General features: G+C 62.2%; 20 protein-coding genes and 2 pseudogenes. 15 read left to right on the top strand and 7 right to left on the bottom strand.

Features of this window, described 5'->3' with window-relative positions; all coding sequences use genetic code 11:
- The 3 genes from H7A77_RS07320 to H7A77_RS07310 all read left to right on the top strand — a co-directional run bounded on the left by H7A77_RS07320 (window position 1) and on the right by H7A77_RS07310 (window position 3,684).
- Entirely contained in the window at window positions 1–1,395 is a 1,395-nt protein-coding gene (locus H7A77_RS07320; protein WP_206192867.1) for a GntP family permease, read from the top strand.
- A 12-nt stretch (window positions 1,396–1,407) separates the two neighbouring features.
- Window positions 1,408–2,178 (top strand): 3-hydroxybutyrate dehydrogenase, encoded by a 771-nt coding sequence (locus H7A77_RS07315; RefSeq protein WP_047025151.1) that lies wholly within the window; start codon window positions 1,408–1,410, stop codon window positions 2,176–2,178.
- A gap of 369 nt (window positions 2,179–2,547) precedes the next feature.
- A complete protein-coding gene (locus H7A77_RS07310; RefSeq protein ID WP_046688171.1) occupies window positions 2,548–3,684 on the top strand; it encodes a porin in 1,137 nt (378 codons plus the stop codon).
- A gap of 36 nt (window positions 3,685–3,720) precedes the next feature.
- On the opposite strand, the gene H7A77_RS07305 is transcribed toward H7A77_RS07310, so the two are convergent.
- Window positions 3,721–4,542 (bottom strand): helix-turn-helix transcriptional regulator, encoded by an 822-nt coding sequence (locus H7A77_RS07305; protein ID WP_046688172.1) that lies wholly within the window; start codon window positions 4,540–4,542, stop codon window positions 3,721–3,723.
- Between the two features lie 120 nt (window positions 4,543–4,662).
- On the opposite strand from H7A77_RS07305, the gene H7A77_RS07300 reads away from it, so the two are divergent.
- The 3 genes and pseudogenes from H7A77_RS07300 to H7A77_RS07290 form a co-directional block, all read left to right on the top strand.
- A complete protein-coding gene (locus tag H7A77_RS07300) occupies window positions 4,663–5,040 on the top strand; it encodes a hypothetical protein (RefSeq protein ID WP_103101794.1) in 378 nt (125 codons plus the stop codon).
- A gap of 10 nt (window positions 5,041–5,050) precedes the next feature.
- Entirely contained in the window at window positions 5,051–5,926 is an 876-nt protein-coding gene (locus tag H7A77_RS07295; protein ID WP_047025153.1) for a helix-turn-helix domain-containing protein, read from the top strand.
- Window positions 5,927–6,159: 233 nt separating this feature from the next.
- Window positions 6,160–7,077, top strand: a pseudogene (locus H7A77_RS07290) (L,D-transpeptidase family protein); the annotation flags it as partial.
- A gap of 174 nt (window positions 7,078–7,251) precedes the next feature.
- Here the strand turns inward: H7A77_RS07290 and H7A77_RS07285 are convergent.
- On the bottom strand, window positions 7,252–7,554 hold the full coding sequence (locus H7A77_RS07285) for a hypothetical protein (RefSeq protein WP_033651388.1): 303 nt from the start codon (window positions 7,552–7,554) through the stop codon (window positions 7,252–7,254).
- Window positions 7,555–8,046: 492 nt separating this feature from the next.
- On the opposite strand from H7A77_RS07285, the gene H7A77_RS07280 reads away from it, so the two are divergent.
- From H7A77_RS07280 to H7A77_RS07260, 5 genes are read left to right on the top strand one after another with little or no spacing between them, the layout of a single operon-like run.
- Window positions 8,047–8,454, top strand: coding sequence for a biopolymer transporter ExbD (locus tag H7A77_RS07280; RefSeq protein WP_021504179.1), 408 nt, complete (start codon window positions 8,047–8,049; stop codon window positions 8,452–8,454).
- Between the two features lies 1 nt (window position 8,455).
- Window positions 8,456–9,199: an energy transducer TonB gene (locus H7A77_RS07275; protein ID WP_182073990.1), complete on the top strand. Its 744-nt coding sequence runs from the start codon at window positions 8,456–8,458 to the stop codon at window positions 9,197–9,199.
- A 39-nt stretch (window positions 9,200–9,238) separates the two neighbouring features.
- Window positions 9,239–11,482: a TonB-dependent receptor gene (locus tag H7A77_RS07270; RefSeq protein ID WP_033651386.1), complete on the top strand. Its 2,244-nt coding sequence runs from the start codon at window positions 9,239–9,241 to the stop codon at window positions 11,480–11,482.
- Between the two features lie 46 nt (window positions 11,483–11,528).
- Window positions 11,529–12,179 (top strand): MotA/TolQ/ExbB proton channel family protein, encoded by a 651-nt coding sequence (locus tag H7A77_RS07265; protein WP_016929215.1) that lies wholly within the window; start codon window positions 11,529–11,531, stop codon window positions 12,177–12,179.
- Entirely contained in the window at window positions 12,172–13,422 is a 1,251-nt protein-coding gene (locus tag H7A77_RS07260) for a phospholipase D-like domain-containing protein (protein ID WP_182073989.1), read from the top strand. Before H7A77_RS07265 ends, H7A77_RS07260 begins: the two co-directional genes overlap by 8 nt.
- A gap of 34 nt (window positions 13,423–13,456) precedes the next feature.
- On the opposite strand, the gene H7A77_RS07255 is transcribed toward H7A77_RS07260, so the two are convergent.
- The 4 genes from H7A77_RS07255 to H7A77_RS07240 form a co-directional block, all read right to left on the bottom strand.
- Window positions 13,457–14,566, bottom strand: a complete 1,110-nt coding sequence (locus H7A77_RS07255) for a P1 family peptidase (RefSeq protein ID WP_182073988.1) — start codon at window positions 14,564–14,566, stop codon at window positions 13,457–13,459.
- Window positions 14,567–14,568: 2 nt separating this feature from the next.
- Window positions 14,569–15,945, bottom strand: a complete 1,377-nt coding sequence (locus H7A77_RS07250) for an APC family permease (RefSeq protein ID WP_182073987.1) — start codon at window positions 15,943–15,945, stop codon at window positions 14,569–14,571.
- A gap of 220 nt (window positions 15,946–16,165) precedes the next feature.
- Window positions 16,166–17,668, bottom strand: a complete 1,503-nt coding sequence (locus H7A77_RS07245; RefSeq protein ID WP_182073986.1) for a CoA-acylating methylmalonate-semialdehyde dehydrogenase — start codon at window positions 17,666–17,668, stop codon at window positions 16,166–16,168.
- Window positions 17,669–17,678: 10 nt separating this feature from the next.
- Complete coding sequence (locus H7A77_RS07240) at window positions 17,679–19,019, bottom strand: aspartate aminotransferase family protein (RefSeq protein ID WP_033641748.1); 1,341 nt, start codon at window positions 19,017–19,019, stop codon at window positions 17,679–17,681.
- A 135-nt stretch (window positions 19,020–19,154) separates the two neighbouring features.
- On the opposite strand from H7A77_RS07240, the gene H7A77_RS07235 reads away from it, so the two are divergent.
- Window positions 19,155–20,084 carry a LysR family transcriptional regulator gene (locus tag H7A77_RS07235; RefSeq protein ID WP_047025161.1) on the top strand — a complete coding sequence of 310 codons (930 nt, stop codon included), beginning with the start codon at window positions 19,155–19,157 and terminating at the stop codon, window positions 20,082–20,084.
- Window positions 20,085–20,219: 135 nt separating this feature from the next.
- Here H7A77_RS07235 and H7A77_RS07230 read toward each other — a convergent pair whose 3' ends face one another.
- Complete coding sequence (locus tag H7A77_RS07230) at window positions 20,220–21,347, bottom strand: iron-containing alcohol dehydrogenase (RefSeq protein WP_182073985.1); 1,128 nt, start codon at window positions 21,345–21,347, stop codon at window positions 20,220–20,222.
- 229 nt (window positions 21,348–21,576) lie between these two features.
- Between H7A77_RS07230 and H7A77_RS07225 the strand changes: the two genes are divergently transcribed.
- The 3 genes and pseudogenes from H7A77_RS07225 to H7A77_RS25575 form a co-directional block, all read left to right on the top strand.
- The gene (locus H7A77_RS07225; RefSeq protein WP_046898053.1) at window positions 21,577–22,335 is read left to right on the top strand and encodes a helix-turn-helix transcriptional regulator; all 759 of its coding nucleotides are present in this window, start codon (window positions 21,577–21,579) and stop codon (window positions 22,333–22,335) included.
- 220 nt (window positions 22,336–22,555) lie between these two features.
- Window positions 22,556–23,857, top strand: a complete 1,302-nt coding sequence (locus H7A77_RS07220; protein WP_043148190.1) for an FAD-binding oxidoreductase — start codon at window positions 22,556–22,558, stop codon at window positions 23,855–23,857.
- Window positions 23,858–23,875: 18 nt separating this feature from the next.
- Window positions 23,876–24,023: pseudogene (locus tag H7A77_RS25575) on the top strand (cytoplasmic protein); the annotation flags it as partial.

The raw sequence follows: 24,023 nt of genomic DNA, 5'->3' as shown, positions 1-24,023 counted from the left end.
CTGATGAGCGTTTTGATTGCCCTGGCAGCACTGGGATTACTGATGCTGGCCGCCTACCGCGGCTACAGCGTGATTTTGTTCGCCCCGATAGCCGCGCTGGGCGCGGTGCTGTTGACCGACCCCGGCGCGGTGGCGCCGACCTTCACCGGGCTGTTTATGGAGAAGATGGTTGGCTTCGTGAAGCTCTACTTCCCGGTGTTCCTGCTGGGGGCGGTGTTCGGCAAGCTGATCGAGCTGTCCGGCTTCTCCCGTTCGATCGTCGCGGCGGCGATCCGCATTCTCGGCCGGCGCCACGCCATTCCGGTGATCGTGCTGGTGTGCGCGCTGCTGACCTACGGCGGGGTGTCGTTGTTCGTGGTGGCGTTCGCGGTTTATCCGTTCGCCGCCGAGCTGTTCCGCCAGAGCGGCATCCCCAAGCGGCTGATCCCGGCCACCGTGGCGCTCGGCGCCTTCTCCTTCACCATGGACGCCTTGCCCGGCACGCCGCAGATCCAAAACATCATCCCGACCAGCTTCTTCGGCACCAACGCCTGGGCCGCGCCCTGGCTGGGGCTGATCGGCTCGCTGTTCATCATCGCGGTCGGCCTGCTGTATCTTGAACGCCAGCGGCGCAAGGCGCAGCTGAAAGGCGAAGGGTACGGCACCGAGCTGCTGAACGAACCGGAAACCCCGGACGATATCAACCTGCCGAACCCGCTGATCGCCATCCTGCCGCTGATTTTGGTCGGGGTATTCAACCTTGCCTTCACCCATTGGATCCCGCAGTGGTACGGCGCCAGCCACGAGCTGACGCTGCCGGGGCTGGCCAAGCCCATCACCACCGATGTGGCGAAGATCACCGCCATCTGGGCGGTGGAAGCGGCGCTGGTGTCGGGGATTCTGCTGGTGGTGGCGTTCGGCTTTGGCAATATTCGCGGGCGGCTGGCGGAAGGCAGCAAGACGGCGGTCGGCGGCGCAATTCTGGCGGCGATGAACACCGCCTCCGAATACGGCTTCGGCGCGGTGATCGCCGCGCTGCCGGGCTTTTTGGTGCTGTCGCAGGCGCTGTCGGCGATCCCCAATCCGCTGCTGAACGAAGCGATCAGCGTCACCCTGCTGGCCGGCATCACCGGCTCGGCCTCCGGCGGCATGAGCATCGCGCTGGCGGCGATGGCCGATAACTTCGTGGCCGCCGCCCATGCGGCGCACATTCCGTTGGAGGTGCTGCACCGGGTGGCCTCGATGGCCAGCGGCGGCATGGACACCTTGCCGCACAACGGCGCGGTGATCACCCTGCTGGCGATCACCGGCCTTAGCCACCGGCAGGCCTATGGCGGCATCTTCGCCATCACCCTGATCAAGAGCGCCGCGGTGCTGTTCGTGATCGGCGTGTTCTACCTGACCGGCATTGTTTAAAGGAGCGATACCATGAGTGTACAAGGCAAGACCGCGCTGGTGACCGGCTCGACCAGCGGCATCGGCCTCGGGATAGCGTCCGTGCTGGCCGCCGCCGGCGTGCGCGTGATCCTCAACGGCTTTGGCGATGTGGAAGCGGCGAAAGCGCAGGTTGCCCGGCTGGGCGCCGCGCCGGGGTATCACGGCGCCGATCTCGGCGATGCGGCCCAGATAGCGGACATGATGCACTATGCCGAGCGTGAGTTCGGCGGCGTGGATATTCTGGTGAACAACGCCGGCATTCAGCACGTGGCGCCGCTGGATCAGTTCCCGGTGGAGAAATGGAACGCGATCCTCGCCATCAACCTGTCGGCGGTGTTCCACACCTGCCGATTGGCGCTGCCGGGGATGCGCGAGCGCAACTGGGGGCGCATTATCAACGTCGCGTCAGTGCACGGGCTGGTGGCGTCGAAAGACAAATCGGCCTATGTGGCGGCCAAGCACGGCGTGGTGGGGCTGACCAAGACGCTGGCGCTGGAGACCGCGCGCACGCCTGTCACCTGCAACGCCATCTGCCCCGGCTGGGTGCTGACGCCGCTGGTGCAACAGCAGATCGACAAACGCATCGCCGCCGGCATCGATCCGCAGCGGGCGCGCGATGAGCTGCTGGCGGAGAAGCAGCCGTCGCAAGCGTTTGTCACGCCGGAGCAACTCGGCGAGCTGGCGCTGTTCCTGTGCAGCGATGCGGCGGCGCAGGTGCGCGGCGCCGCCTGGAACATGGACGGCGGCTGGCTGGCGCAGTAGTGAGATTTTCCCCGGAGCGCGCAATGCGCTCCGTCGTTATTTCCCACCATTAATTAATTCCATCGCGTGACGGTTTACCTGCGGCAATAATATTTATTTGTTATTTGCTATCTTTATTCCCAGATAATCACGCCGGGTTATTTTGGGTAAAAGATGCGGATTGGTTTATTTCGTGCTGCGGTTATTACATTATTTTTCTCCGTGTTACAGGTGAACACGTTTCTGCTGAAAATAAATCCAACCTGAAATAATGACAGATTATGACGTGAATTTTTATATCTTGCGTGCGCTGTTGACATCGGGTAATTATTTCCGCGTGGCTTAAGACCACCGTGTTTATAACAATAATTTTTTCGGGCAGGGGTAATAATGAGAAAGAATACAACGCCAATATTCATTGGCGGCGTCTTGCTGTCGGCGTTATCCGCCGGCGCACAGGCCGAGATCACCATTCTGGATAAAAACCCGCAGAGCAATGTGTTGCTGGCGCCGCTCAGTTTAAAGGTGGGCGGCAGCATTCGCCCCGAGTGGATCTTCAATAACGGCCCGGAACCGGGCTATGACAAAAACGGTCACGACGGCGGCACGCGTTTTCGCTTCAGCGGCGACTATGCGCTGACGCAGGACACCTCGATCATCGGCTATTACGAGTGGGGCGTCGATCTGGCGCACGCGCTCAGCTGGGACGGGCACTACAATGAGGACGGCAAACGCGACTATCAGCGCCAGCTGTACGCCGGTTTCAAGGACGATCGTTACGGCACCCTGACCTATGGCCACCAGTACGGCATCTATTATTCCGTGGTCGGCATCAAAAGCGACGTCTGGGATAACGACGGCCACGCGGGCGGCACCGGCATCGGTATTTCCGGCGATTATGACGGCGGCAATAAACCGAAAAACAGCATCAAATACACCAATGATTTCGGGCCGGTAACGCTGTACGCCAACTATTTATTGCCGGAAGACGATCTGCACACCGCGGATAACCTGATTTACCGCCGCAAGGGCGGTGGCGGGCTGGGCTTCGATTATAAGGTGACGAAGGATTTCACCTTCAGCGCCGCCTACAGTTATACCGACGCGAAGATCAAAGATAATCTGTACAACGAAAAGGATTATCACCAGCAGCTGTCCGGCACCGCGTTGACCTGGCAGCCGAACAACTGGTACATCGTCGGCACCGCCAGCTATTACAAAGACTATGTGCCGAGCACCCGCCAGCGCACGCTGTCGCACTTCTTCGCCGGCGACGGCTACGGGCTGGAAGGCTTCGTCGGTTACACCTTCAATATCGACAAGCCGTTCCTCAAATCCGTTCAGCCTTACGTCGCGGCGGACTCGCTGCGGCTGAAAGGAGACGAGGCGTATCACGCCAACCACGTCTACCTCGGCGCGGGCACCACCATCGGTTACGGTCTGTCGGTGTATGTGGAGCGCACGCTGGCCAACAGCAGCGACAACGAGCCGGATTCCACCTGGATAACGGTGTTCTACGACTTCTGATCCGCCTCTTGCCAGGCCGGCGCGGGTGCCGGCCGTTCACATGCTGATCGCGCCGCCCGGAGATTGCCCGGCGGCGTTGCGTTCCGCCAGGTAGCGCGCCGGCGGTTTGCCCACCGCCTTTCTGAACATGGTGACGAAGCCGCTGGCGCTCTCGTAACCCAGATCCAGCGCCACCGTCTGTACGCTCTCGCCCTGCGTCAAGCGCTGCAGCGCCAGCATCACGTGCAGCTGACGCCGCCAGTGGCCGAAGCTCATGCCCATCTGTTGTTGCAGCGTGCGGCTGAGGGAGCGCTCGCTCATGCCGATGCGCTGCGCCCACTGGCCGAGGGTGGATTTGTCCGCCGGGCAGCTCAGCATGCCTTCGGTCAACTGCCGGATGCGCGCATCGTCGGATACCGGCAGATGCAGATTCTCGATCGGCGCGGCTACCAGCTGATCCAGCAACACCGCCGTCAGGCGCCCTTCGGCGCCCTGTTCGTCGTAGAGCGGTTCGAAGGTGGTGGCCTGCAGCAGCAGTTCGCGCAGCAGCGGCGAGACCGACAGCGTGCAGCAACTCTGCGGCAAGCCGGCGACGACGTGTTGATCGACGAACAGGCAGTAAGCTTCGGTCGAGCCGGCGCCCTGGGCGTTGTGCAACACGTTGCCCGGCATCCACAGCGCGCACTGCGGCGGCACCAGCCACAGGCCGTTTTCCACTTCGCAGCGGATCATGCCGCGCACGGTATAGATCAGCTGCGCCTTTTGATGACGATGCGGCTCGACTTCCCAGTCCTGCTCGATGGTGGAACTCTGCACGGCGAACAGCGGGCGCGGCACCTGATCGATATCGATATTGCGGCGTGGGATCTGGACTTTCATGAGAACAATTCTCAATTTGGCGGAATTGAAAAGTATTATGTCCTGATTGCGCAATGTGGTCTAGCGCCGGTGCCGATAAAGTAAGCGCCAGTCCTAAACCCTTTCGCGAGGAAACTGATTATGTCACTCGATACCGCCGATTTTCCGCTGGTGTGGATGCGCCGAAACGGGCGCGATACCCAGGCCGAGCTGGCTGAATTCAGCGCGCTGCTGGCGCGCGCCGAGCCTTTCGTCCTGATGACCGATCGCAGCGTCGGCGATGAAGGTGAAGAGCACGATCGCGACGCCCGCACTCAGGTGGCGCTGTGGAAGCGCGATAACCGCGCGGCGCTGAAGCGGTGGGCGAAAGGCATGATCATGCTGGAACCGGACGACGCCAAACGCGCGGCGGCGGAAGCATTCGCCGAATACGGCGCCAAATTCTGGGGCTATCCGGTACTGGTGGCCGCCGATGAAGCCGCAGGCCGGATGTTGGCGCTGACATTACTGAGCAAATAAGGGGAACACCATGCACCAGCAACAGGTGATTGAGCAGCTGCTGGCCTGGATCGAGCAGAGCCTGGATCAGCCGCTGACGCTGGACGACATCGCCGCCAAATCTGGCTATTCCAAGTGGCATTTGCAGCGGATGTTCAAGCAGCACACCGGCCATATCCTCGGCACGTACGCCCGCCGCAGAAGGTTGACCGCCGCTGCGCGCGAACTGCGCCTGACCGGCACCAGCGTGGCCTGTATCGCCGATACGTACCAGTTCGATTCGCAGCAGACCTTCACCCGCTGCTTCCGCAAGCAGTTTGGTCTGCCGCCGGCCAGCTATCGTCGCAGCCAGGATTGGTCGAGCTACGGTCTGCAGCCGCCGCTGCGGCTGACCGAAGCGCCGCTGCCGCAGGCCGATATCGTGACGCTGCCCGCCATGCAGCTGGTGGGCAACACGCAACGCCGCAGCTTTACGCTGGGGCAGTTGGCGGCTTCCAAATGCGAGCTGCGTCGCCATGCCTGGCGGCAACTGCTGCGGCCGCAGACGCTGCCCGAAGTGATGTATGGCCTTACCAGCCTGGAGATCGACCGGCAGCGTCGGGGCTGCCCGCGCATGGCGTATACCGCCGCTTTGCCGGACGAAGGGGCGGTGGGGGAACGGGTGACCATCGAACAGGGGGAATACGCCCGTTTCACCTATCAGGGGCAGGCGGAAGGGTTACAAAACTTTATTGTCCGGCTGTATGACACCGCCATGCCGCAGATGAACGCCATCCGCCGGCCAGGGCAGGATATTGAGCGGTTCTACCCGGCGCAGGAGGGCAGTTGCCCGCTTGGCGGCGCGGCGATCCGTTGTGAATATCTGATCCCCATTCGGCGGGCGGAGGCGCTGGCCGCCGCCAGTTAGGCGGCGGTTCTCGCAGAAAATCGCCTTCGTGGCGCGTCAGGTTACAAAAAATTGCGATATTACATCGGTAATGGTTCACACTTTGATTGATGTGCACATATAATGCGCATCCGGTCAAATCCCCCCTGGTTTTTCAGGCCGCAGCGCCGTTGGCTGCCGGCTGAAATTCAACGGGGAAACGTGGCCGTAGAAACCAATACCCATAATCGCCAGTGGCCTTGACCAACACGAAGATGAAAATGAGCATTCGCGCGTTATTAACCCTGTTTACGGCACTGGTTGCATTCAGCCAGGCTGCCTTCGCCGTCGTCTACCCGCTGCCGCCAAAAGACAGCCGTTTGGTGGGCGAAAATATCCAAATCACCGTACCGGAAGACAGCAAACTGCCGCTGGAAAGCTTCGCCGCCCAGTATCAGATGGGGCTGAGCAACATGCTGGAGGCCAACCCGGGCGTGGATCCGTTCCTGCCGAAGGCCGGCAGCACCCTGACCATCCCGCAACAGCTGATCCTGCCGGACGCGCCGCGTGAAGGCATCATCATCAACAGCGCCGAAATGCGTCTGTACTACTACCCGAAAGGTTCCAACACCGTCGTGGTGTTGCCGATCGGCATCGGCCAGCTGGGTAAAGACACCCCGCTGAACTGGACCACCACCGTGCAGCGCAAGAAAGACGGCCCAACCTGGACGCCGACCGCCAAAATGCGCGCCGAATACGCGGCAGACGGCGAAATCCTGCCTGCGGTGTTCCCGGCCGGCCCGGATAACCCGATGGGGCTGTATGCGCTGTATGTTGGCCGCCTGTATGCCATCCACGGCACCAACGCCAACTTCGGCATCGGCCTGCGCGTGAGCCACGGCTGCGTGCGTCTGCGTGCCGACGACATCAAGTACCTGTTCCAGAACGTGCCGGTAGGCACCCGCGTGCAGTTCATCAACGAACCGATGAAGGCCACCGTCGAACCGGACGGCTCGCGCTACGTGGAAGTGCACAACCCGCTGTCGGCCAACGAAGAGCAGCTGCAATCCAAGGATCCGGTGCCGCTGACCATTTCCGCGCCGGTCGGCAAAGTGCTGATGGACGCCGGCGTCAACCAGAGCGAAGTGGACGCGGCGATCAAGGCTCGTTCCGGTATGCCGGTGAAAGTGAACTGATCGCCTCGGGCTTCAGTGACAATACCAAGAAGACGCCTGCGGGCGTCTTTTTTTATGAACCGAAGTGCTGTCAGGATATTTGCGCCGGCGCGTCTCCGGGATTAACGGTTTTTTTATTCCCCGCGCGTCAGAAATAAAATAGCCGCCGCGCCGGCGGCCATTTTATTTCTATTACAGGCTGCCGCCGACCGAGGTCGAGGTAGAGCCGATCGTCTCGCGGAAATGTTTCGCGTAGTCGGCCACTTCCTGCTGCGTATGCGTCAGGCCATAAAGACCCAGCCCCACACCGCCTGCAACGCCGCCGATGAGGGTGCCAACCAATTGGCCGACCGCACCGGCAATAAAGCCGCCTGCGCCTGCGGATTTGCCTGCAATCAGCGCGCCGGTCATGGCGCCGTCCAACAGCCCATCCCAGGCCGCGTTCAGATCGCCACCGCTAACGTACTGTTCTTCATATTGACTAAGTACTTTCATATACAATCCTTATAAATAAAAGGGTGACTTAGTGGGTTTAATTAAATTCTAAAATAATGCCGTAGCGCTATTTCACTTTAAAAATATAACAGCTGATATTTGATTGGCAATATTCTATTCAATGAAGGGTATTATTTGGTTAAATATAGGCGCATTCATTTTTGGCGAGTGTTTTAAAGAGGGGGATTGGGAATGTTCTTGGGAAAAATAGCAGATATCGCTGGAAGGTGAGAGGCAAAGCCGCCGCCGGTTGGCGCAGCTTGTCACTATTTTCACATTTATTGTCTCGTCATCCGCACGGCGTTAGGCCCACATTGCAATTATTCCGATAAAAACTATCGCTAATTAATGGGTTATATAGCCCTTGCCATCGTTAGTTATTGAAAAAATTCTCGCAAAAAATCCGCACTGTGAAAATAAGATCACACAAGCGTAACAAAAGGTAAACAAACCCCTCCTATATTGGCTGCTTCGCTTTTGTGAGGGAGTGTCATGCGTAACTGGAACGAACCGAAAAAGAACAAAGCGCACATCGAACTGATCCCGATGATCGACGTGATGATGTTTTTATTGGTGTTTTTCGTCTTGATCAGCCTGAACGTCATTCCGGCGCTCGGGTTGAAAACGCAGCTGCCGTCCGCCGGCAGCGCGCAACAGCTGAAACCGCAGAAGAAAGCGATTATCACGCTGGGGGCCGACGAACAGCTGCAGCTGGATGGCCAGCCGATCGCGCTCGACGCGTTGGTCACGACGCTCAAGCAACAGCAGCAGGCCAACCAGACCACCACCATCATCGTCAACAGCGACAAAGGCGTGGCGGTCGAGCGGCTGGTGGCGGTCATGGATAACCTGCGCCAGGGCGGTTTCTTCTCCGTCTCCATCGCGACACGGAAGCTGTGACATGTATCTGCTCTATCGCTCACGTCATCTTTTCAGCTGGTTGCCGGCGCTGATTGTCGCCGGCTGCCTGCTGTTCGCCAGCCAGCAGGCGGCGCTGAAGATCCAGCCGCGCTACGACGAAAGCGCCATCGAACTGGCGCTGGTGGAGCCTGAACCGGCGCCTGAACCTCAACCGCAAATGCCGCCGGACCCCCAGCCCGAACCGCCGCCCGAGCCGGAGCCGATCCCCGAACCGGTGGTGCCGACGCCGGAACCGATCGTGGAAGCCAAGCCGGTGCCGAAACCGCAACCGAAGCCCAAACCCAAGCCGGTGAAAGAGAAAGCCAAACCGGTGGAAAAGCCTAAACCGACGCCGGCGCCCGCCGCGCCGCGCGCGCTGGTCAGTAAACCGGCGGCACAGCCCGCACCGGCCACCCCGGCGGCGCCGAAGGTGAATGCGCAGGCGATTGAAAACGGCTATCTGCTGGCCTTGCGCCGCGAACTGGAACAGCGCAAGCGCTACCCGACCGGCCGTCAGGCCTCCCTCGAGCGCCCGCAGGGCAACGTCGAGGTGTGGCTGGAGGTCGATCGCAGCGGGCGGGTGGTCTCTTCCGGCATCGCCAACAAAGCCGCCAGCATGCTGCTGAATCGCGCGGCGATGAGCAGCCTGCAAAGCATCAGTTCAGTGAAGCCATTCCCGAGCGACGCGTTCGCCGGGCAAACAACCAAAAGATTTACCGCGACGTTCAATTATCAGGCGCCTTAGCGCAAGGGTTAATCGTTTGATTTTTAAGGGATGCACACCATGAAATCGTTCAATCGTTCTGGGATCTATCTGGCGGTGATGTCGGCGATGCTGCCGGGCGCCGCGCTGGCGGCCGACGGCACCGACGTCGGCACCATCAGCGTCAAGGGGCAGTCGCTCGGCGGCGGCATGATGGTGCAGGACGACAGCGCCAAGGCGCGCTCCACCGTCACCAAAGAGGCGATGGATAAAATGCCGTCGGCGGCCAACGCCATCGACAAGCTGAAGTTCACGCCGGGCCTCAACGTCAACAGCAATGACGCCAGCGGCCTGAGCGGCGTGGACTACACCATGCGCGGCATGAACTCGGATCAGATCGGCCTGTCGATGGACGGCATCCCGATCAACGACTCCGGCAACTACGCGGTATACCCGAACCTGCTGGGCGATGCGGAGAACCTGGAAGAGGTGTTCGTCACCCAGGGCTCTTCCGAAGCGGACGGCCCGCATATCGGCTCCAGCGGCGGCAACATCGGCCTGGTAACGCGCCGCCCGGCGAAAGACTTCGGCGGTTTCGTCAAGCAAACGCTGGGCAGCAACAGCCTGAGCAAAACCTTCGCCCGCCTGGACACCGGCGAGTACAACGGCTTCAGCAACTGGCTCTCTTATTCGCACACCGAGGCGAAGAAGTGGCGCGGCGAGGGGCGGCTGTACTCCGACAAGTTCGAGATGAACTCGCTGTACGAAGACGGCAACGGCAACAGCAGCAATCTGGTGATGAAGTACAACCGCCAGAACAACACCAACTACAACACCCTGAGCAAGGCGCAGTTCCAAAACGACGGCCGCGACACCGACTATGCCACCACGCCGGAGTACAACAGCCGCGGACAGTTGAACAAGTATTACAAGCTCGAGCGCAACCCGTTCGAGAACTTCACGCTGTCGTTCACCCAGAAGCTGCAGCTGCGCGACAACCTGTCGCTTACCCTGCAACCGTATTACTACTGGGGCAACGGCGGCAGCTTCAACGGTCAAACCGCGTCGGTATTGTCCAGCACGTCGGACAGGGCAGGGCAGTACGATCTCAGCAACCTGAAATCCAACACCTACTACCGCCCGTCGTGGACGCAGACCTGGCGGCCGGGCATCACCACCAAGCTGAAGTGGGACATCAACGATCAGCACAGTCTGGATATCGGTTACTGGTATGAGCGCGCGCGCCAGCTGCAGACCCAGCCGTTCATCAGCATCAAGGGCGACGGCAACCCGTCGCAGATTTGGGGGCCGCCGGGCGGTTCCGATCAGGTGAAGGACGCCAACGGCAACACCGTTCAGGGGCGCAACCAGTACACCATCACCCCGGCGCAGAAGGTGTGGCTGCAGGATACCTGGTTCGCCACGCCGGACTGGACTTTCGTCGGCGGCCTGGCCTATCAGTACGTGGAACGTAAAGGGGACAATCGCGGCAGCCTGTACAACGCGCCGGAGAAACGCAAAGCCACCTATCATGAATTCCTGCCGAACTTCAGCGCCAGCTATAAGGTGAACCAGGAAAACCAGGTGTTCTACAACCTGACGCGCAACATGCGCACGCCGCCGAACTATGTGCTGTACAACGTCGGCGATTCGCTCAGCACCAAGCCGGAGCTGAGCTGGAACCACGAGCTGGGCTGGCGCTTCCAACAGGAAGACATGCTGCTGAGCGCCACGCTGTTCTACATGCGCTACAGCGATCGCCAGATCTCCACCACCAACGCGGCCGGCGACTACGAGATGATGAACATCGGCAACGTGGAGAACAAAGGGCTGGAGCTGGAGTGGAGCGGCCAACTGCCGCATAACTTCAATTACTACACGTCCTATACCTATACCCAATCGAAGCAGAAGAGCGACATCGTCAGCAACGGCGGGTTGCCGCTGCCGACCTCCGGCAAAGAGGTGCCGAACGTGCCGAAAAACCTGCTGAACATGACGCTGGGTTATGACGACGGCCTGTACTACGGCAGCGTCAGCGGCAAGTACGTCAGCGCGTTCTATGGCGATCTGACCAACGACGAGAAGATCGGCGGGCGCACGGTGTTCGATCTGGCGGCGGGGGTGCATCTGCCGGTGGACAAGAAAATCGTCAAAAGCGCCGCGCTGCGTTTTGGCATCAGCAACCTGTTTGACAAGGAATACCTGACCTCGGTGCGCACCACCACCTTCAACGCGGCGCCCTACGGCGGCGTGAAGGCCAGCACCCCGTATTACAACGTCGGCGAAGAACGCACCTTCAGCGTCTCGCTGGAAGCCACCTTTTAACTGAATGCCCCGCCGTCTGCCCGGCGGCGGGGAAGAGGAACCCTGTATGGACGCCAATCTGTTGCACGACATTATTTTCTACGTGATGTACGCCGCGCTGGCGATCGCGCTGGTGATCATCATCGAACGCACGCTGTACTTCGCCTACACCCAGCGTCAGGCGCGCCGGCTGGAGCAGGCGCTGACGCCGGAGGTACGCCGCGCCGCCGATTTGCCCGACGCGCTGACGCAGCGCAACAGCCTGCCGATGGCGGTGATCGCGCCGGTGCTGGCGCAGAAACACCGCGCCGGCGACCGTGAGGCGATCGGCGATCTGATCGACGCCCAGTACCTGCTGAGCAAGCCGCCGATGGCGCGCGGCCTGTGGCTGCTGGAAACCGTGGTCACCGCCGCGCCGTTGCTGGGGTTGCTGGGCACGGTGATGGGGATCATCGAAACCTTCAAGGCGCTGGCCGCCTCGGGGGTGTCCGAGCCGAGTCTGGTGTCGGCCGGCATGGGCACCGCGCTGTACGCCACCGGGCTGGGCATCGCCATCGCGCTGCTGTGCCTGGTGGCCAACAATTTCCTGCAGAGCCGCATGGAGCGCATCAACGAACTGCTGAAGGTGCTGCTGATCCGCGCCGGTCAACCGGCCAGCCGTCCGGAGAGCGGCAGCGGCGAACAATGGGTTGACAGCGGAGCGCCGCGCTATGCCTAATGGCCATCCAGTACGGCGGCCGAGAGGCCGCCTTTATACGGCATTGTGGAGCGGTTGTTTGTTGATGTTGAGCCAGAGCGCTGCGGCGCGTTTTGCTATTCCCGGTTACGAGCTGGTGTACACCGCGCCGGTGGAAACCGCGCTGCAGGCCGACGACCTGCGCAACACCGCCGAGGTATGGCGCGAGATGTTCGACGCGGCGAAAACCCGCATCGATCTGGGGCAGTTCTACGTGGCGAATCAGGACGGTTCGCTGCTGGACGGCGTGCTGCAGCACCTGAAGTCGGCCGGCGAACGCGGGGTGAAAATCCGCTTTTTGCTGGAAGAGAAGGGCATTCGCCTCTCCACCGCCGAGACGCTGGAACGGCTGAAGGCGATCCCCAATCTGGAGCTGCGCATCATCCCATACCAGAAGCTGAGCGGCGGCATTCTGCATGCCAAGTATCTGCTGGTGGACGGCGAGCAGGCGTTCGTCGGCAGCCAGAACTTCGACTGGCGCGCGCTGGAACACATTCACGAAACCGGGCTGCGCATCAGCGACGCCAGGGTGGTAGGGCAGATCCAGGCGATCTTCGAACAGGACTGGCGGGCGCAGGCGCTGCTGGCGCAGGATAAGCCGGTGCCGACGCTGCCCGATTCGCCGCCGACGGCGCAGCCGCAGGGCAACTATCTGGTGGCCAGCCCGCGCGCCTACAACCCGGCGGGCGTGCTCGATTCGCAGGCCGAGCTGCCGCGTCTGCTGGCTGACGCCAAACGGCGGGTGCGGGTGCAGGTAATGGATTACGCGCCGCTGTCGTTCGGCCCGGAGCGCAGTCGCCCCTTCTATGCGGTCATCGACAACGCGCTGCGCGGCGCGGCGGCGCGCGGCGTGCAGATCGAGTTGATGGTAGCCAACTGGAACACCAAAAAGCCGGATATCGCCTGGCTGAAGAGCCTGGCGCTGGTGCCGAACGTGCAGATCAAGGTGGTGACCATTCCGCCGGCCAGCAGCGGCTTCATCCCGTTTGCCCGGGTGATCCACAGCAAGCTGATGACCATCGACGATGAGATTGCCTGGGTGGGCACCAGCAACTGGACCGGCGGCTATCTGGACAACTCGCGCAATCTGGAGCTGGTGCTGCACAGCACGGCGATGAGCGGGCGGTTGGACAGGCTGTACCAACAGCTGTGGGACAGCGTCTACGCCGAGCCGTTGAAGCTGGATTACGATTACCCGACGCCCAAACCGGGCGGCGAATCCTGATAATCAGGGCGCATTAACCCGCGCCCCGCGTTGTTTACCGCCGCCAGCCGGCCTTCTCCAGCGCCGTCACCAGCTGTTCGGCGCTCAACCCTTCCGCCCGATGGCCGTTGCCGCTGACGGTATTGGCCGCCAGCAGCGCATTGACGATCGCCTCTTCCACCGCTTCCGCCGCCGCGGCGAACAGCGCCGAAATGTAGTCGTTGTTCACCATGCGCAGCGGCGTGGTGAAATCGCCTTTATTGGCGTAGTCGGCGGGCGGCAGGCCGTCGTTGCCGGTGGCGAAGGCGATAAAGAGATCGCCGCTCGAATCCTCGGTGCCGCCGCCGGTGCGGGCGATGCCGATGCTGGCGCGCTGCGCCAGCCGCGCGCACTGGTGCGGCAGCAGCGGCGCGTCGGTCGCCAGCGCCACCACGATGGAGCCCATGCCGGGATGCGGCAACTGCGGCGTGAACGGCGAGGGGATATGCCCCAGGTGGCGGCCCACCGGGTAACCGCCGACCAGCAGCGACTCGCGCTTGCCGTGGTTGGCCTGCACGATGGCGCCCACCGTCCAGCCGCCTTGATCGGCGGGCAAGCGGCGCGATGCGGTGCCGCTGCCGCCCTTGAATTCATGACAGATCATGCCGCTGCCGCCGCCGACCGCGCCTTCCTGCGGCAAGCCGCCTCGGGCCGCCTGCTGCGCCTGGCGTACGTGCTCGGCCTTGACGTGAAAGCCGTTGATGTCGTTGAGCAGGCCATCGAAGGTTTCCATCACCACCGGCATATTCCAGTACACCGCGTTGTCGCTCGCGGGCAGCGTTTCACGCTCCAGCGCGATCAGCGCATCGCGCACTACCCCCACGCTGTGGGTGTTGGTGAAAGCGATCGGGCTGGTCAACAGGCCCGCTTCTCGCACCCATTCCAGGCCGGTGGCGTCGCCGTTGCCGTTCAGCACGTGCACGCCGGCGAAGCAGGGCGCGTGGCGAGCGGAGCCGGGGCGCGGTTCGATCACCGTCACGCCGGTGCGCACGCTGCGCCCGTCCGCCAAATCGGCATGAAGGCTGGCATGGCCGACGCGCACGCCGGGCACGTCGGTGATGGCGTTCAGCGGGCCGGGCGTGCCCTGGCCGATGGTGATGCCCAGATCCTGAGCGCGCTGCGTCATGGTTATTCTCCTTCTATTGAGGGGGCGGCGAGGGGCGCCGTCTGGCGGCCGCGCAAGTGGTTCAGCGCCAGCCCGAAGCCGATGATGCCGGCAATGATAATAAAGTCTTTCAGGCTGCTGGCGATTAAAATCGTCCACAGCACGTACAGGCAGCACAGCAGCGCCGCCGCCGCCGGCAGCGGCCACAGCGGCATCAGGTACGGGTGATGGAAGTGGCGGCGACGGCGGCTGATCAGCGCCGCCACCGCCATGATGATGTACACCAGCAGCAGCAGGATCACGGTGAATGAGGTCAGCGATTCGAGGTCGGAGCAAAACGCCAGCAGCGCCGAGGGGACGCCGAACAGCAGGGTGGCGATCCAGGGGGTGCCGAAGCGCGGATGGATGATTTTCAGCGCGCGGTTGAACGTCGGCAGCCAGAAGCCGTCGCGCCCGCTGGCGAACATCATGCGGCTGAACTGCGCCACGATGGCGATGATGGCGTTGAATACCGACAGATAGATCGCGCCGCTCACCACCCGCGCCAGCGTCGGGCCGCCGAGCTGGGTGACCACATAACCGACCGGATCGGCCTGTTTGGCCATCTCCGCCAGCGACGGCGAGCCGATCAGCAGGGCGGTGAACGGCACCAGTTCCACCAGCACCACGATGACCAGCGTCAGCATGATCGCGACCGCCATCGGTTTGCCCTGCTCGCGCATATCTTCCGCCATGTACACCGCCGCGCCGTAGCCGTTGTAGGAGAACAGCGCGACCCCGACCATGGCGACGATCAGCGGCAGCGAAACCGGCGCCAGGCTGCCCTGCGCGTCCAGCATCACCGGCGCGGTGAGGATCTCCGCGCTTTGATGCGGATGGCTGAAACCGAGCCAGGCGATCAGCGCCAGCACCGCCACTTCCACCACCAGAAAGGCGCCGGTCAGCAGGGCGTTGGCCTTGATGTTGAAAATGGCGCAGGCGCCGCCGATCAGCACGGTGATCATGCCGGCGGTGGAGGCGTCGAATGAGGTGCCCAACGCGGTATTCAGATAGGGCACGGCGCCGGTGGCCAGCACCGCCGGCACGAACAGCGCGGCGCTGAGAATAAACAGATAGGTCTGCAACCCGCACAGGGTGCCGAACAGGCGTTTGATGATGCTGTATTCGCCGCCGGCGCTGGGGTGCGCGGCGCCGAGCTCGGCATAGCACAGCGCGATGGTGGCGGCGACGCAGGCGGCGATCAGAAACGACAGAAAGGCGCCGCTGCCGGCGCTGGCGATCGCCAGCGGCGCGATGACGAAGATTGAGCTGGCCGGCGTCACGCCGGAAGCGGTGATCATCACCACGTCGAGGACGCTGAGATTGCCTTTGAAAGTGTGTTCAGGGGCGGACTCTTTCATGGTTAACGACTCCATTAACGTGTGAGTGAGTAATTGTTTTGCTGCACAGGCTGTACGCAGAAATCAAATGGAGCGCGCTAAATCCCCTGCGCCTTTCAAGCCGCAGCGTTGTTGGCCGCAGATCATTCGCACCAGTCACTTACTTAAGTAAGCTCCTGGAGACGAATGACTTTGCCGCCTAGCTGCAACTTGAAATTCGTTGGGGATAAGTTTGTTATTTTTATCCCGACGGGAAGCTGAAGCTGGCGCGGCGGGCATCGCCGGAGGCCGGCCAGCGCTGGGTAATGGTCTTGCGTTTGGTGTAGAACCTGACCGCGTCCGGGCCGTAGGCGTGCAGATCGCCGAACAGCGAGCGCTTCCAGCCGCCGAATGAGTGGTAGGCCACCGGCACCGGCAGCGCCACGTTGATCCCCACCATGCCGACCTGAATGCGGCTGGAGAAGTGGCGCGCCGCTTCACCGTCACGGGTGAACAGGCAGGTGCCGTTGCCGTATTCGTGGGCGTCGATCAAGGCCATCGCCTCCTGCAGCGACGCCGCGCGCACCACGCCGAGCACCGGGCCGAAGATCTCCTCCTGATAGATGCGCATGCCGGGCGTCACGCGGTCGAACAGCGTCGGGCCGAGAAAATACCCCTGGCTGGGGCGGCCGTCGGCGTCCGTCACGCGCAGTTCGCGGCCGTCCACCAGCAGCTCGGCGCCTTCGGCCACGCCCTGATCGATATAGCCTTTCACCTTCTGATAATGCTGTTGAGTCACCAGCGGCCCCATGTCGTTGCGGTTGTCGCTGCCGGGGCCGACGCGCATGGCGGCCATCTGTTGCCGCAGCCCGGCGATCAGCGCGTCGGCGGTGCCGTCGCCCACCGCGACTACCAGCGGGATGGCCATGCAGCGCTGGCCGCAGGAGCCGAACGCCGCGCCCATCAGCGCGCCGACCGCGCCGGGGATATCAGCGTCCGGCAGCACCACCGCGTGGTTTTTGGCGCCGCCCAGCGCCTGCACCCGTTTGTTTTGGCCGCAGCCGGTGTGATAGATGTGTTCTGCGACCGGCGTCGAACCGACGAAGCTTATCGCCTTCACGCGTCCGTCATGCAGCAGCGTCTCCACCGCTTCGCGATCGCCGTTGACCACGTTGAGCACCCCCGGCGGCAGCCCGGCCTCCGCCGCCAGCCGCGCGATATACAGCGCGGCGGAAGGGACGCGCTCGGAAGGCTTCAGCACGAAGGTATTGCCGCAGGCGACCGCCATCGGCCACATCCACAGCGGCACCATCGCCGGGAAGTTGAACGGGGTGATGCCCGCCACCACCCCGAGCGGTTGAAACTCGCTCCAGCTGTCGATGCCCGGGCCCGCCTCTTTGCTGTGTTCGCCTTTCAGCAGTTCCGGCACATAGCCGGCGTATTCGATATTCTCGATGCCGCGCTGCAGTTCGCCCAGGGCGTCGCTGAGCACTTTGCCGTGCTCGGCGGTGATCAGTTGGCAGATGGCGTCGGCGTGCTGCTCCAGCAGATCCTTGAGCTTCATCATGATGCGCGCGCGCTTCAGCGGCGGCGTGTTGCGCCAGGCGGGATAAGCCTGCTCGGCGGCGGCGATGGCGCGCTCCACCGTGGCGTGGTCGGCCAGCAGCACCTCCTGCGCCGATTGGCCGGTGGCCGGGTCGTAAACCGGCTGGCTGCGTTCGCCGCCGGCGGCGGGTTCGCCGTTGATCCAATGGGTAATGGTCATGGTTCGCTCCTTATTCGGTGGCGTTGAGGGCATCGCCGACGGCGTTGATCAGCGCATCGATCTGCGCTTCGCTGCTGATGAACGGCGGCGCCAGTTGCAGGGTGTCGCCGCCGTAGCGCACGTAAAACCCGCTTTCCCAGCAGCGCATCGCCGCTTCGAAGGGCCGCCGCGCCGGTTCGCCGGGCCGCGCCGCCAGCGTGATGCCGGCCGCCAGGCCGATATTGCGAATGTCGGCGACGTGTTTGGCCCCCTGCAGGCTGTGCACCGCGCGCTCGAAGTAGGGCGCCAGCGCCTGTACGCGCTCCACCATTTGTTCGCGCTGCAGGATGTCCAGCGTCGCCAGCGCCACCGCGCAGCTGACCGGATGGGCGGAGTAGGTGTAACCGTGCGGGAATTCGAGCTGGTAGTCCGGCTCGCCGCCGTTCATGAAGGTTTGGTAGATCTCCGGCCGCACCACCACGGCGCCCATCGGCTGCGCGCCGTTGGTCACCTGTTTGGCGATGTTCATGATGTCCGGCGTGACGCCGAACGCCTCGGCGCCGGTCATCGCGCCGCAGCGGCCGAAGGCGGTGATCACTTCGTCGAAGATCAGCAGAATGTCATGCTGGGTACAGATCTCGCGCAGGCGCTGAAGATAGCCGACCGGCGGCACGATCACCCCGGCGGAGCCGGAGAACGGTTCGACGATCACCGCGGCGATCGTCGAGGCGTCGCGCAGCGCGATGATGCGGTTGAGCTCTTCCGCCAGCTCCGCCCCCTGTTGCGGCATGCCGCGCGAAAAAGCGTTGCCGGCCAGCAGGGTGTGCGGCAGATGGTCCGCCTCGGCGCCGGCGCCGAACGCCTTGCGGTTGCCGGCGATGCCGCCGACCGAGATGCCGCCGAAGTTAACGCCGTGGTAGCCCTTTTCCCGGCCGATAAAGCAGGTTTTGCCCGCCTGGCCTTTGGCGCGCCAGTAAGCGCGCGCCATTTTCAGCGAGGTGTCCGCCGCTTCCGAGCCGGAGCCGGTGAAGAACACGTAATCCAGCCCCGCCGGCGTCAGCGCCTTGATTTTGTTGGCCAGCTCGAACGACAGCGGGTGGCCGAACTGAAACGCCGGCGAGTAATCCAGCGTCGCCAACTGGCGCTGGGCGGCGTCGGTGATTTCCTGCCGGCCGTGCCCCAATCCGCAGCACCACAATCCGGACAGGCCGTCGAAAATCTTTCTGCCGTCGTGGCTGGTGTAATACGCCCCTGCGGCCTGAGTAATGATGCGCGGCTGCGCTTTAAAATTGCGGTTGCCGGTAAAAGGCATCCAATGGGCTTCTAACCCTTCGGCATCGAGACGATTAAGCGAATAATTTTCAGCGGCCATGTTTTCCTCCGGGCAGGAAAATAAGTGCGATTAATTAAATAAAATGAGTTGTTAACGAATTGTTGTACGAAATTGACTATGTACCGCTTGTTCTCTACTGTGAATAATCATATGTCGAAACTTACTTAAGGTTTTATGCAAGTAAAAAAGCGCGCGTTGCTGGGACAATTGTCGGATATGGATCTGCGTTTGCTGCGGGTATTCAAGGCGGTGGTCGACTGCGGCGGCATGAGCGCCGCTGAACTGGAGCTGAATATCAGCCTGTCGACCATCAGCAAGCACATCAAGGATCTGGAGCAGCGGCTGGGCCTGACGCTGTGCCAGCGCGGGCGCGAGGGCTTTGCGGTCACCGACGAGGGGCTGATTATCTACCAGGAAACCGTCAACCTGCTGGCGGCCACCGAGGCGTTCCGGCGCGGGGTGGACGAGGTGCATCAGCGCATGGGCGGGCAGCTGCACGTGGCGATATTCGACCATACGGTCAGCAATCCGCAGGCGCAGATCGGCCGGGCGATCGCGTTATTCAGCGCGCGCGCGCCGGAGGTTTCTTTGCAAATGTACGTGGAGCCGATTAATACCATTGAACGTGGCGTTATTGACGGGCAATTTCAGGTTGGCGTTATTCCCATGCACCGCAGCGCGGAAAGTTTATCTTATCATTCGTTATTCAGTGAGAGGATGTTCTTATATTGCGGCGCGCAGCATGAATTATTTTCCGCCCGCCATGAAACATTAAATTGGGATCTGCTGCACAATTATGCTTTCGCCGGATTGGGCTACCATTCGCCGAATATGGAACTGAGCCTGCAGCAACATTTGCATCGCAAGGCGACGGGGTTCGCGCAAGAGTCGATCGCCACGCTGATCCTGTCCGGCAAATACGTCGGCTTTTTGCCGGATCACTACGCGGCGTTTTTTGTGGCGCAGAACCTGATGCGGGCGATCAAACCGGCGCTGTTCCGCTATCACTGCGAGTACTCCAGCGTGCTGCGCCGCTCGCCGGTGCCGCAACGGGTGGTGAAGCTGTTCCATGAGTGCCTGCTGGCGGCCCACGGAACAGCGTGACGCTTACTGCTCTTTCTTCATGCCGAAGATTCTGATCAGCGCGCCGACCAGGATGCCGACCGCGATGCCGGCGAAGATCCAGCCGATGATGCCCATTTCCTTAACTCCTGCTAGTGCGTTGATCTGATTATATAATCATTCGACGCGAAACGCCTCTTCGATCATCCGTTGCCGCTGCGCCGGCGCATAGTCGATCCAGGAATTCTTGCTGTTGGATTTCTCCAGCGCTACCGCCAGCTCCTGGCCGGAAATCGGCAAATCGTCCTGCCAGAACGGCGCGATGGCGTGGCGGGTGATGAAATCGGTCAGGTAGCTCTCCGGGCTGCCCTGCCAGTGCGGGTACAGTCTGGCGGCCAGCTCGGCCATCAGCGCGCGCTGCTGCGGCTGTTCGCTGGTTTCCAACAGGGCGAGGAACGGCAGCAGCAGGCGACCGCAGACCTGCCCGTGGTGGTAGTCGCGCAGCGCGCCGATCTCGCCGGCGATGCCGTGAATGACCCCCAGCCCGGCGGCGCTCAGCGTCAGCCCGCCGAGGTAGGAAGCCTGCATAATGGCTTCGCGCGCCGCGTCGCTGCGGTTAAGCGCCGGCCAGGCGGCGAGGAAGTGGCGGATGCCGCTCAGCGACATATCGTGCGTCATGGCGCCGGCGGTTTTCGACAGATAGGCCTCGAACAGGTGGGTGAAGGCGTCGATGGCGCAGTAGGCCAGCACCTTGTCCGGGGCGCCCGTCAGCAGCTGCGGGTCGAGAATGGCGGTGTGCGGCACGAAGTTGTTATGGCGCAGCGAGGCTTTCACCTTGCTGACCTGGGTATCGGTGATCACCGCGTTCTGGGTCACCTCGCTGCCGGTGCCGGCGGTGGTGGGAATGGCTATCAGCGGCAGGGTGGCGCCGCTGATTTTGCTGTCGCCCACCTTTTCCATATAGCGCAGCGTTGGCAGCGGGTGCTCAACCAGCGCGGAGAACGCTTTGGCGGCGTCCAGCACGCTGCCGCCGCCGATGGCCACCACGCGCCGCGCCTGGCCGCGCCAGCGCGCCACCCAGGCGTCGATTTCCTGCGGCGACGCCTCGTGGCTGACGATTTCGGTGCCGATGAGCAGCGGCGCCAGCGCTTCGCGCAGGCCGGCGTACACCGGGCCGTTGAGAAAAGAGCGGCAGCTGAACAGCAGCGTCGGCTGCGGGTCGGCAAGCAGCAGCGGCGGCAGCTGCTGGATGCTGCCGTGGCCGAACCAGGTCTGGCGGTTGGCGATGATGTGGCTGACGGACATGAGGTCTCCTTGACGGCGTTGCAGGTCGCGATGCCACAGCATAAGCCAGCGGGCGCGGAGCGGCCACCGCTTTCCCCGCTGCGGCAACCTGTGAGTTGTTTAACATGTAAACGATCGCGCTCTTGCATTTCGGCGCTGCGGATGCTTTTTTTAACAGTACCGGCCGTCGTGCGGCCAACCCCATCCGAAATCGGTAGATTGTTAATGTGTTAATAATGGCGAGGCGGGTATGGAAATTCAGGTTGAACGCTTGTCTGCGGTGATCGATGCGGTGGCCAGCCCACGCTTTTATCCCAGCCTGTTGAACTGGCTGGAAGGGTTTTTCGCCTTCGACAACGCCATCGTCTATGCCTTCGAACGCGGCCGGCCGCCACGCTGCCTGATTAAAACCGAGCGCGAAAACAGCGACGCGGTCAATCAGCTCTACCAGCAGGGCGCCTACCTGCAGGATCCGTTTTACCGCGCGCTGAACGACGGCGGCGAAGGCGAGGTGCTCACGCTGCGCCAGCTGGCGCCCTGCGGGTTTTATCACAGCGACTATTACCGTAATTTTTATCGCAAGACCGGCTGGCACGACGAGGCCGGCGTGCTGCTGCAACTGACGCCGGAGCGCGGGCTGGGCGTCTTTTTCGGTTCGGCGCGCCGCACGGTGGCGGTGCGCTACCCGCAGCGGGCGGATCTGCGCAGCGCGCTGACGCTGGTGAAAAGCGTGGCGCGGCTGCACGGCGAAGTGGTGGCGGCGCCGGCCGAAGCCGCGACGGTGAACGATGACGGCGCCCAGGCGCGCTATCTGCTGACGCCGCGCGAGCGCGAGATTGTCGATCTGATCCTCGCCGGCTGCGGTTCGCAGCAGATTGCCGACCGGCTGTTCATCAGCCTCGGCACGGTAAAAAACCACCGCAAGAACATCTACGGCAAGCTGAACATCGGTTCGCAGGCCGAACTGTTCAGCCTGCTGCTGGCCGCCCCGCAGCGGCGCAGCGCGTGAATGTATCGATGTATCCCCTATAGCTTTCAAGCTACAGCTAGGCGGCCAGGACGATAGTCCCCAGGAGCTTACTTAGGTAAGTGACTGGGGTGAACGTCAGCAGCCAACAACGCTGTAGTTTGAAAGATGAAGGGGACGAATGTCCCTAAGGGGACATAGCGAACGATCCCACCGCTCCCGATAATCCGATGTCATGGCATAGGCAATCGGGAGTGCGGCAGTGAACAACGAAATCGAGTCCTTAACCTACTACGCGGCGACCAAAAAATACGATCTGCGCTTCCCGACGCTGGAAGAGGATCTGGACGTTGACGTGGTGATCATCGGCGGCGGCTTCTCCGGCATCAACACCGCGCTGGAGCTGGCGGAGAAGGGCATCACCAACATTGCCATTCTCGAAGGCCGCTATCTGGGTTACGGCGGCACCGGGCGCAACGGCGGCCAGGTGATGGCCGGTATCGGCCACGATCTGGAGAAGATCAAGCGCCACGTTGGCCCGGCCGGGCTGGAAACCATCTTCAAAATCAGCAACCTCGGCGCCGGCATTATCCGCGAGCGCATCAAGAAATATGACATCGACGCCGACTTCTGCTTCGGCTACGGCTATCTCGGCAGCAACGCACGCCAGGAGAAGACCCTGCGCGGCTGGCTGAAGGAGTTCAGGGCGGTAGCGCCGCAGGAGGAGATTGAGCTCTACACCGGGGCGGAGGTGAAGCAGGTGGTGGGCTCCGACGCCTACACCTGCGCGCTGAAACACATGGGCGGCGGCCACGTGCATTCGCTTAACCTGTTGCTGGGCGAGGCCAAGGCGCTGAGCGGCTACGGGGTGAAAATCTTTGAGAACAGCAGCGTGCTCAACGTGGAGTATGGCCCGCGCATCACGGTGCGTACCGCCATGGGCTCGGTGCGTGCCAACAAGATGCTGTGGGCCTGCAACGGCTTCCTCAACGGCATGGAGCCGCAGATCTACCGCAAGACCATCAATACCTACGCCTTCCAGCTGGCCACCGAGCCGCTGTCTGACGATCTGATCCGCCAGATCAGCCCGATCCGCGGCGCCTATAGCGACATTCGCCCGGTGATCGACTATTACCGGGTGACCAACGAAAACCGGCTGCTGTTCGGCAGCGCCACCCGCCTGATCGAATATTTCCCGTCGGATCTCAAGGCCTGGAACCGCAACCTGATGCTGAAGGTGTTCCCGTACCTGAAAGACGTGAAGATCGATCTGGCCTGGGGCGGCCCGCTGTGCTGCAGCGCCAACCTGTTCCCGCAGATCGGCACGCTGCCGGATCGCGACAACGTATTTTACGTGCAGGGCTACTCCGGCTTCGGCGTGACGCCGAGCCACATCGTGTGCAAGGTGCTGGCGGAGGGCATGAGCGAAGGGTCCGATCGGTACGATCTGATGAGCTCGATCCCGCACGTCAACATCTTCGGCAAGGACAAGCTGCGGCGGGTGATGACCACCGCCGGTAAGGTTTGGCACCAGACATCCGGCTACTGGAAAGGCCGCCGTTAACCCTCAGAGGAGAATCACATGAAACCGTTACTGCTTAAACAACCGCTGCCTGAACTGCTGGAGATCGGCAGCGTCAGCAACCTGGGCGCCACGGTGATCGCCGGCACGCCAAACGTCGGCGTGGCCAGCATCTTCGGCGAGCCGACCGACAACCTGAACTGCGGCG

Origin of the sequence: Serratia sp. ME47, from assembly GCF_903970925.1 — a bacterium.
Classification (GTDB): Bacteria; Pseudomonadota; Gammaproteobacteria; order Enterobacterales; family Enterobacteriaceae; genus Serratia; species Serratia ureilytica.
The sequence above is the reverse complement of the archived record's forward strand: the minus strand, read 5'-3'. Positions and strand labels throughout refer to the sequence as shown.

Excerpts from the sequence above, each read along its gene's own strand:
- H7A77_RS07230 (WP_182073985.1), bottom strand. The coding sequence starts at position 21,347 with ATGTCCGTCAGCCACATCATCGCCAACCGCCAGACCTGGTTCGGCCAC.
- H7A77_RS07260 (WP_182073989.1), top strand. The coding sequence starts at position 12,172 with ATGCCTAATGGCCATCCAGTACGGCGGCCGAGAGGCCGCCTTTATACG.
- H7A77_RS07270 (WP_033651386.1), top strand. The coding sequence starts at position 9,239 with ATGAAATCGTTCAATCGTTCTGGGATCTATCTGGCGGTGATGTCGGCG.
- H7A77_RS07225 (WP_046898053.1), top strand. The coding sequence starts at position 21,577 with ATGGAAATTCAGGTTGAACGCTTGTCTGCGGTGATCGATGCGGTGGCC.
- H7A77_RS07255 (WP_182073988.1), bottom strand. The coding sequence starts at position 14,566 with ATGACGCAGCGCGCTCAGGATCTGGGCATCACCATCGGCCAGGGCACG.
- H7A77_RS07310 (WP_046688171.1), top strand. The coding sequence starts at position 2,548 with ATGAGAAAGAATACAACGCCAATATTCATTGGCGGCGTCTTGCTGTCG.
- H7A77_RS07280 (WP_021504179.1), top strand. The coding sequence starts at position 8,047 with ATGCGTAACTGGAACGAACCGAAAAAGAACAAAGCGCACATCGAACTG.
- H7A77_RS07305 (WP_046688172.1), bottom strand. The coding sequence starts at position 4,542 with ATGAAAGTCCAGATCCCACGCCGCAATATCGATATCGATCAGGTGCCG.
- H7A77_RS07240 (WP_033641748.1), bottom strand. The coding sequence starts at position 19,019 with ATGGCCGCTGAAAATTATTCGCTTAATCGTCTCGATGCCGAAGGGTTA.
- H7A77_RS07245 (WP_182073986.1), bottom strand. The coding sequence starts at position 17,668 with ATGACCATTACCCATTGGATCAACGGCGAACCCGCCGCCGGCGGCGAA.
- H7A77_RS07295 (WP_047025153.1), top strand. The coding sequence starts at position 5,051 with ATGCACCAGCAACAGGTGATTGAGCAGCTGCTGGCCTGGATCGAGCAG.
- H7A77_RS07250 (WP_182073987.1), bottom strand. The coding sequence starts at position 15,945 with ATGAAAGAGTCCGCCCCTGAACACACTTTCAAAGGCAATCTCAGCGTC.
- H7A77_RS07315 (WP_047025151.1), top strand. The coding sequence starts at position 1,408 with ATGAGTGTACAAGGCAAGACCGCGCTGGTGACCGGCTCGACCAGCGGC.
- H7A77_RS07265 (WP_016929215.1), top strand. The coding sequence starts at position 11,529 with ATGGACGCCAATCTGTTGCACGACATTATTTTCTACGTGATGTACGCC.
- H7A77_RS07235 (WP_047025161.1), top strand. The coding sequence starts at position 19,155 with ATGCAAGTAAAAAAGCGCGCGTTGCTGGGACAATTGTCGGATATGGAT.
- H7A77_RS07285 (WP_033651388.1), bottom strand. The coding sequence starts at position 7,554 with ATGAAAGTACTTAGTCAATATGAAGAACAGTACGTTAGCGGTGGCGAT.
- H7A77_RS07275 (WP_182073990.1), top strand. The coding sequence starts at position 8,456 with ATGTATCTGCTCTATCGCTCACGTCATCTTTTCAGCTGGTTGCCGGCG.
- H7A77_RS07300 (WP_103101794.1), top strand. The coding sequence starts at position 4,663 with ATGTCACTCGATACCGCCGATTTTCCGCTGGTGTGGATGCGCCGAAAC.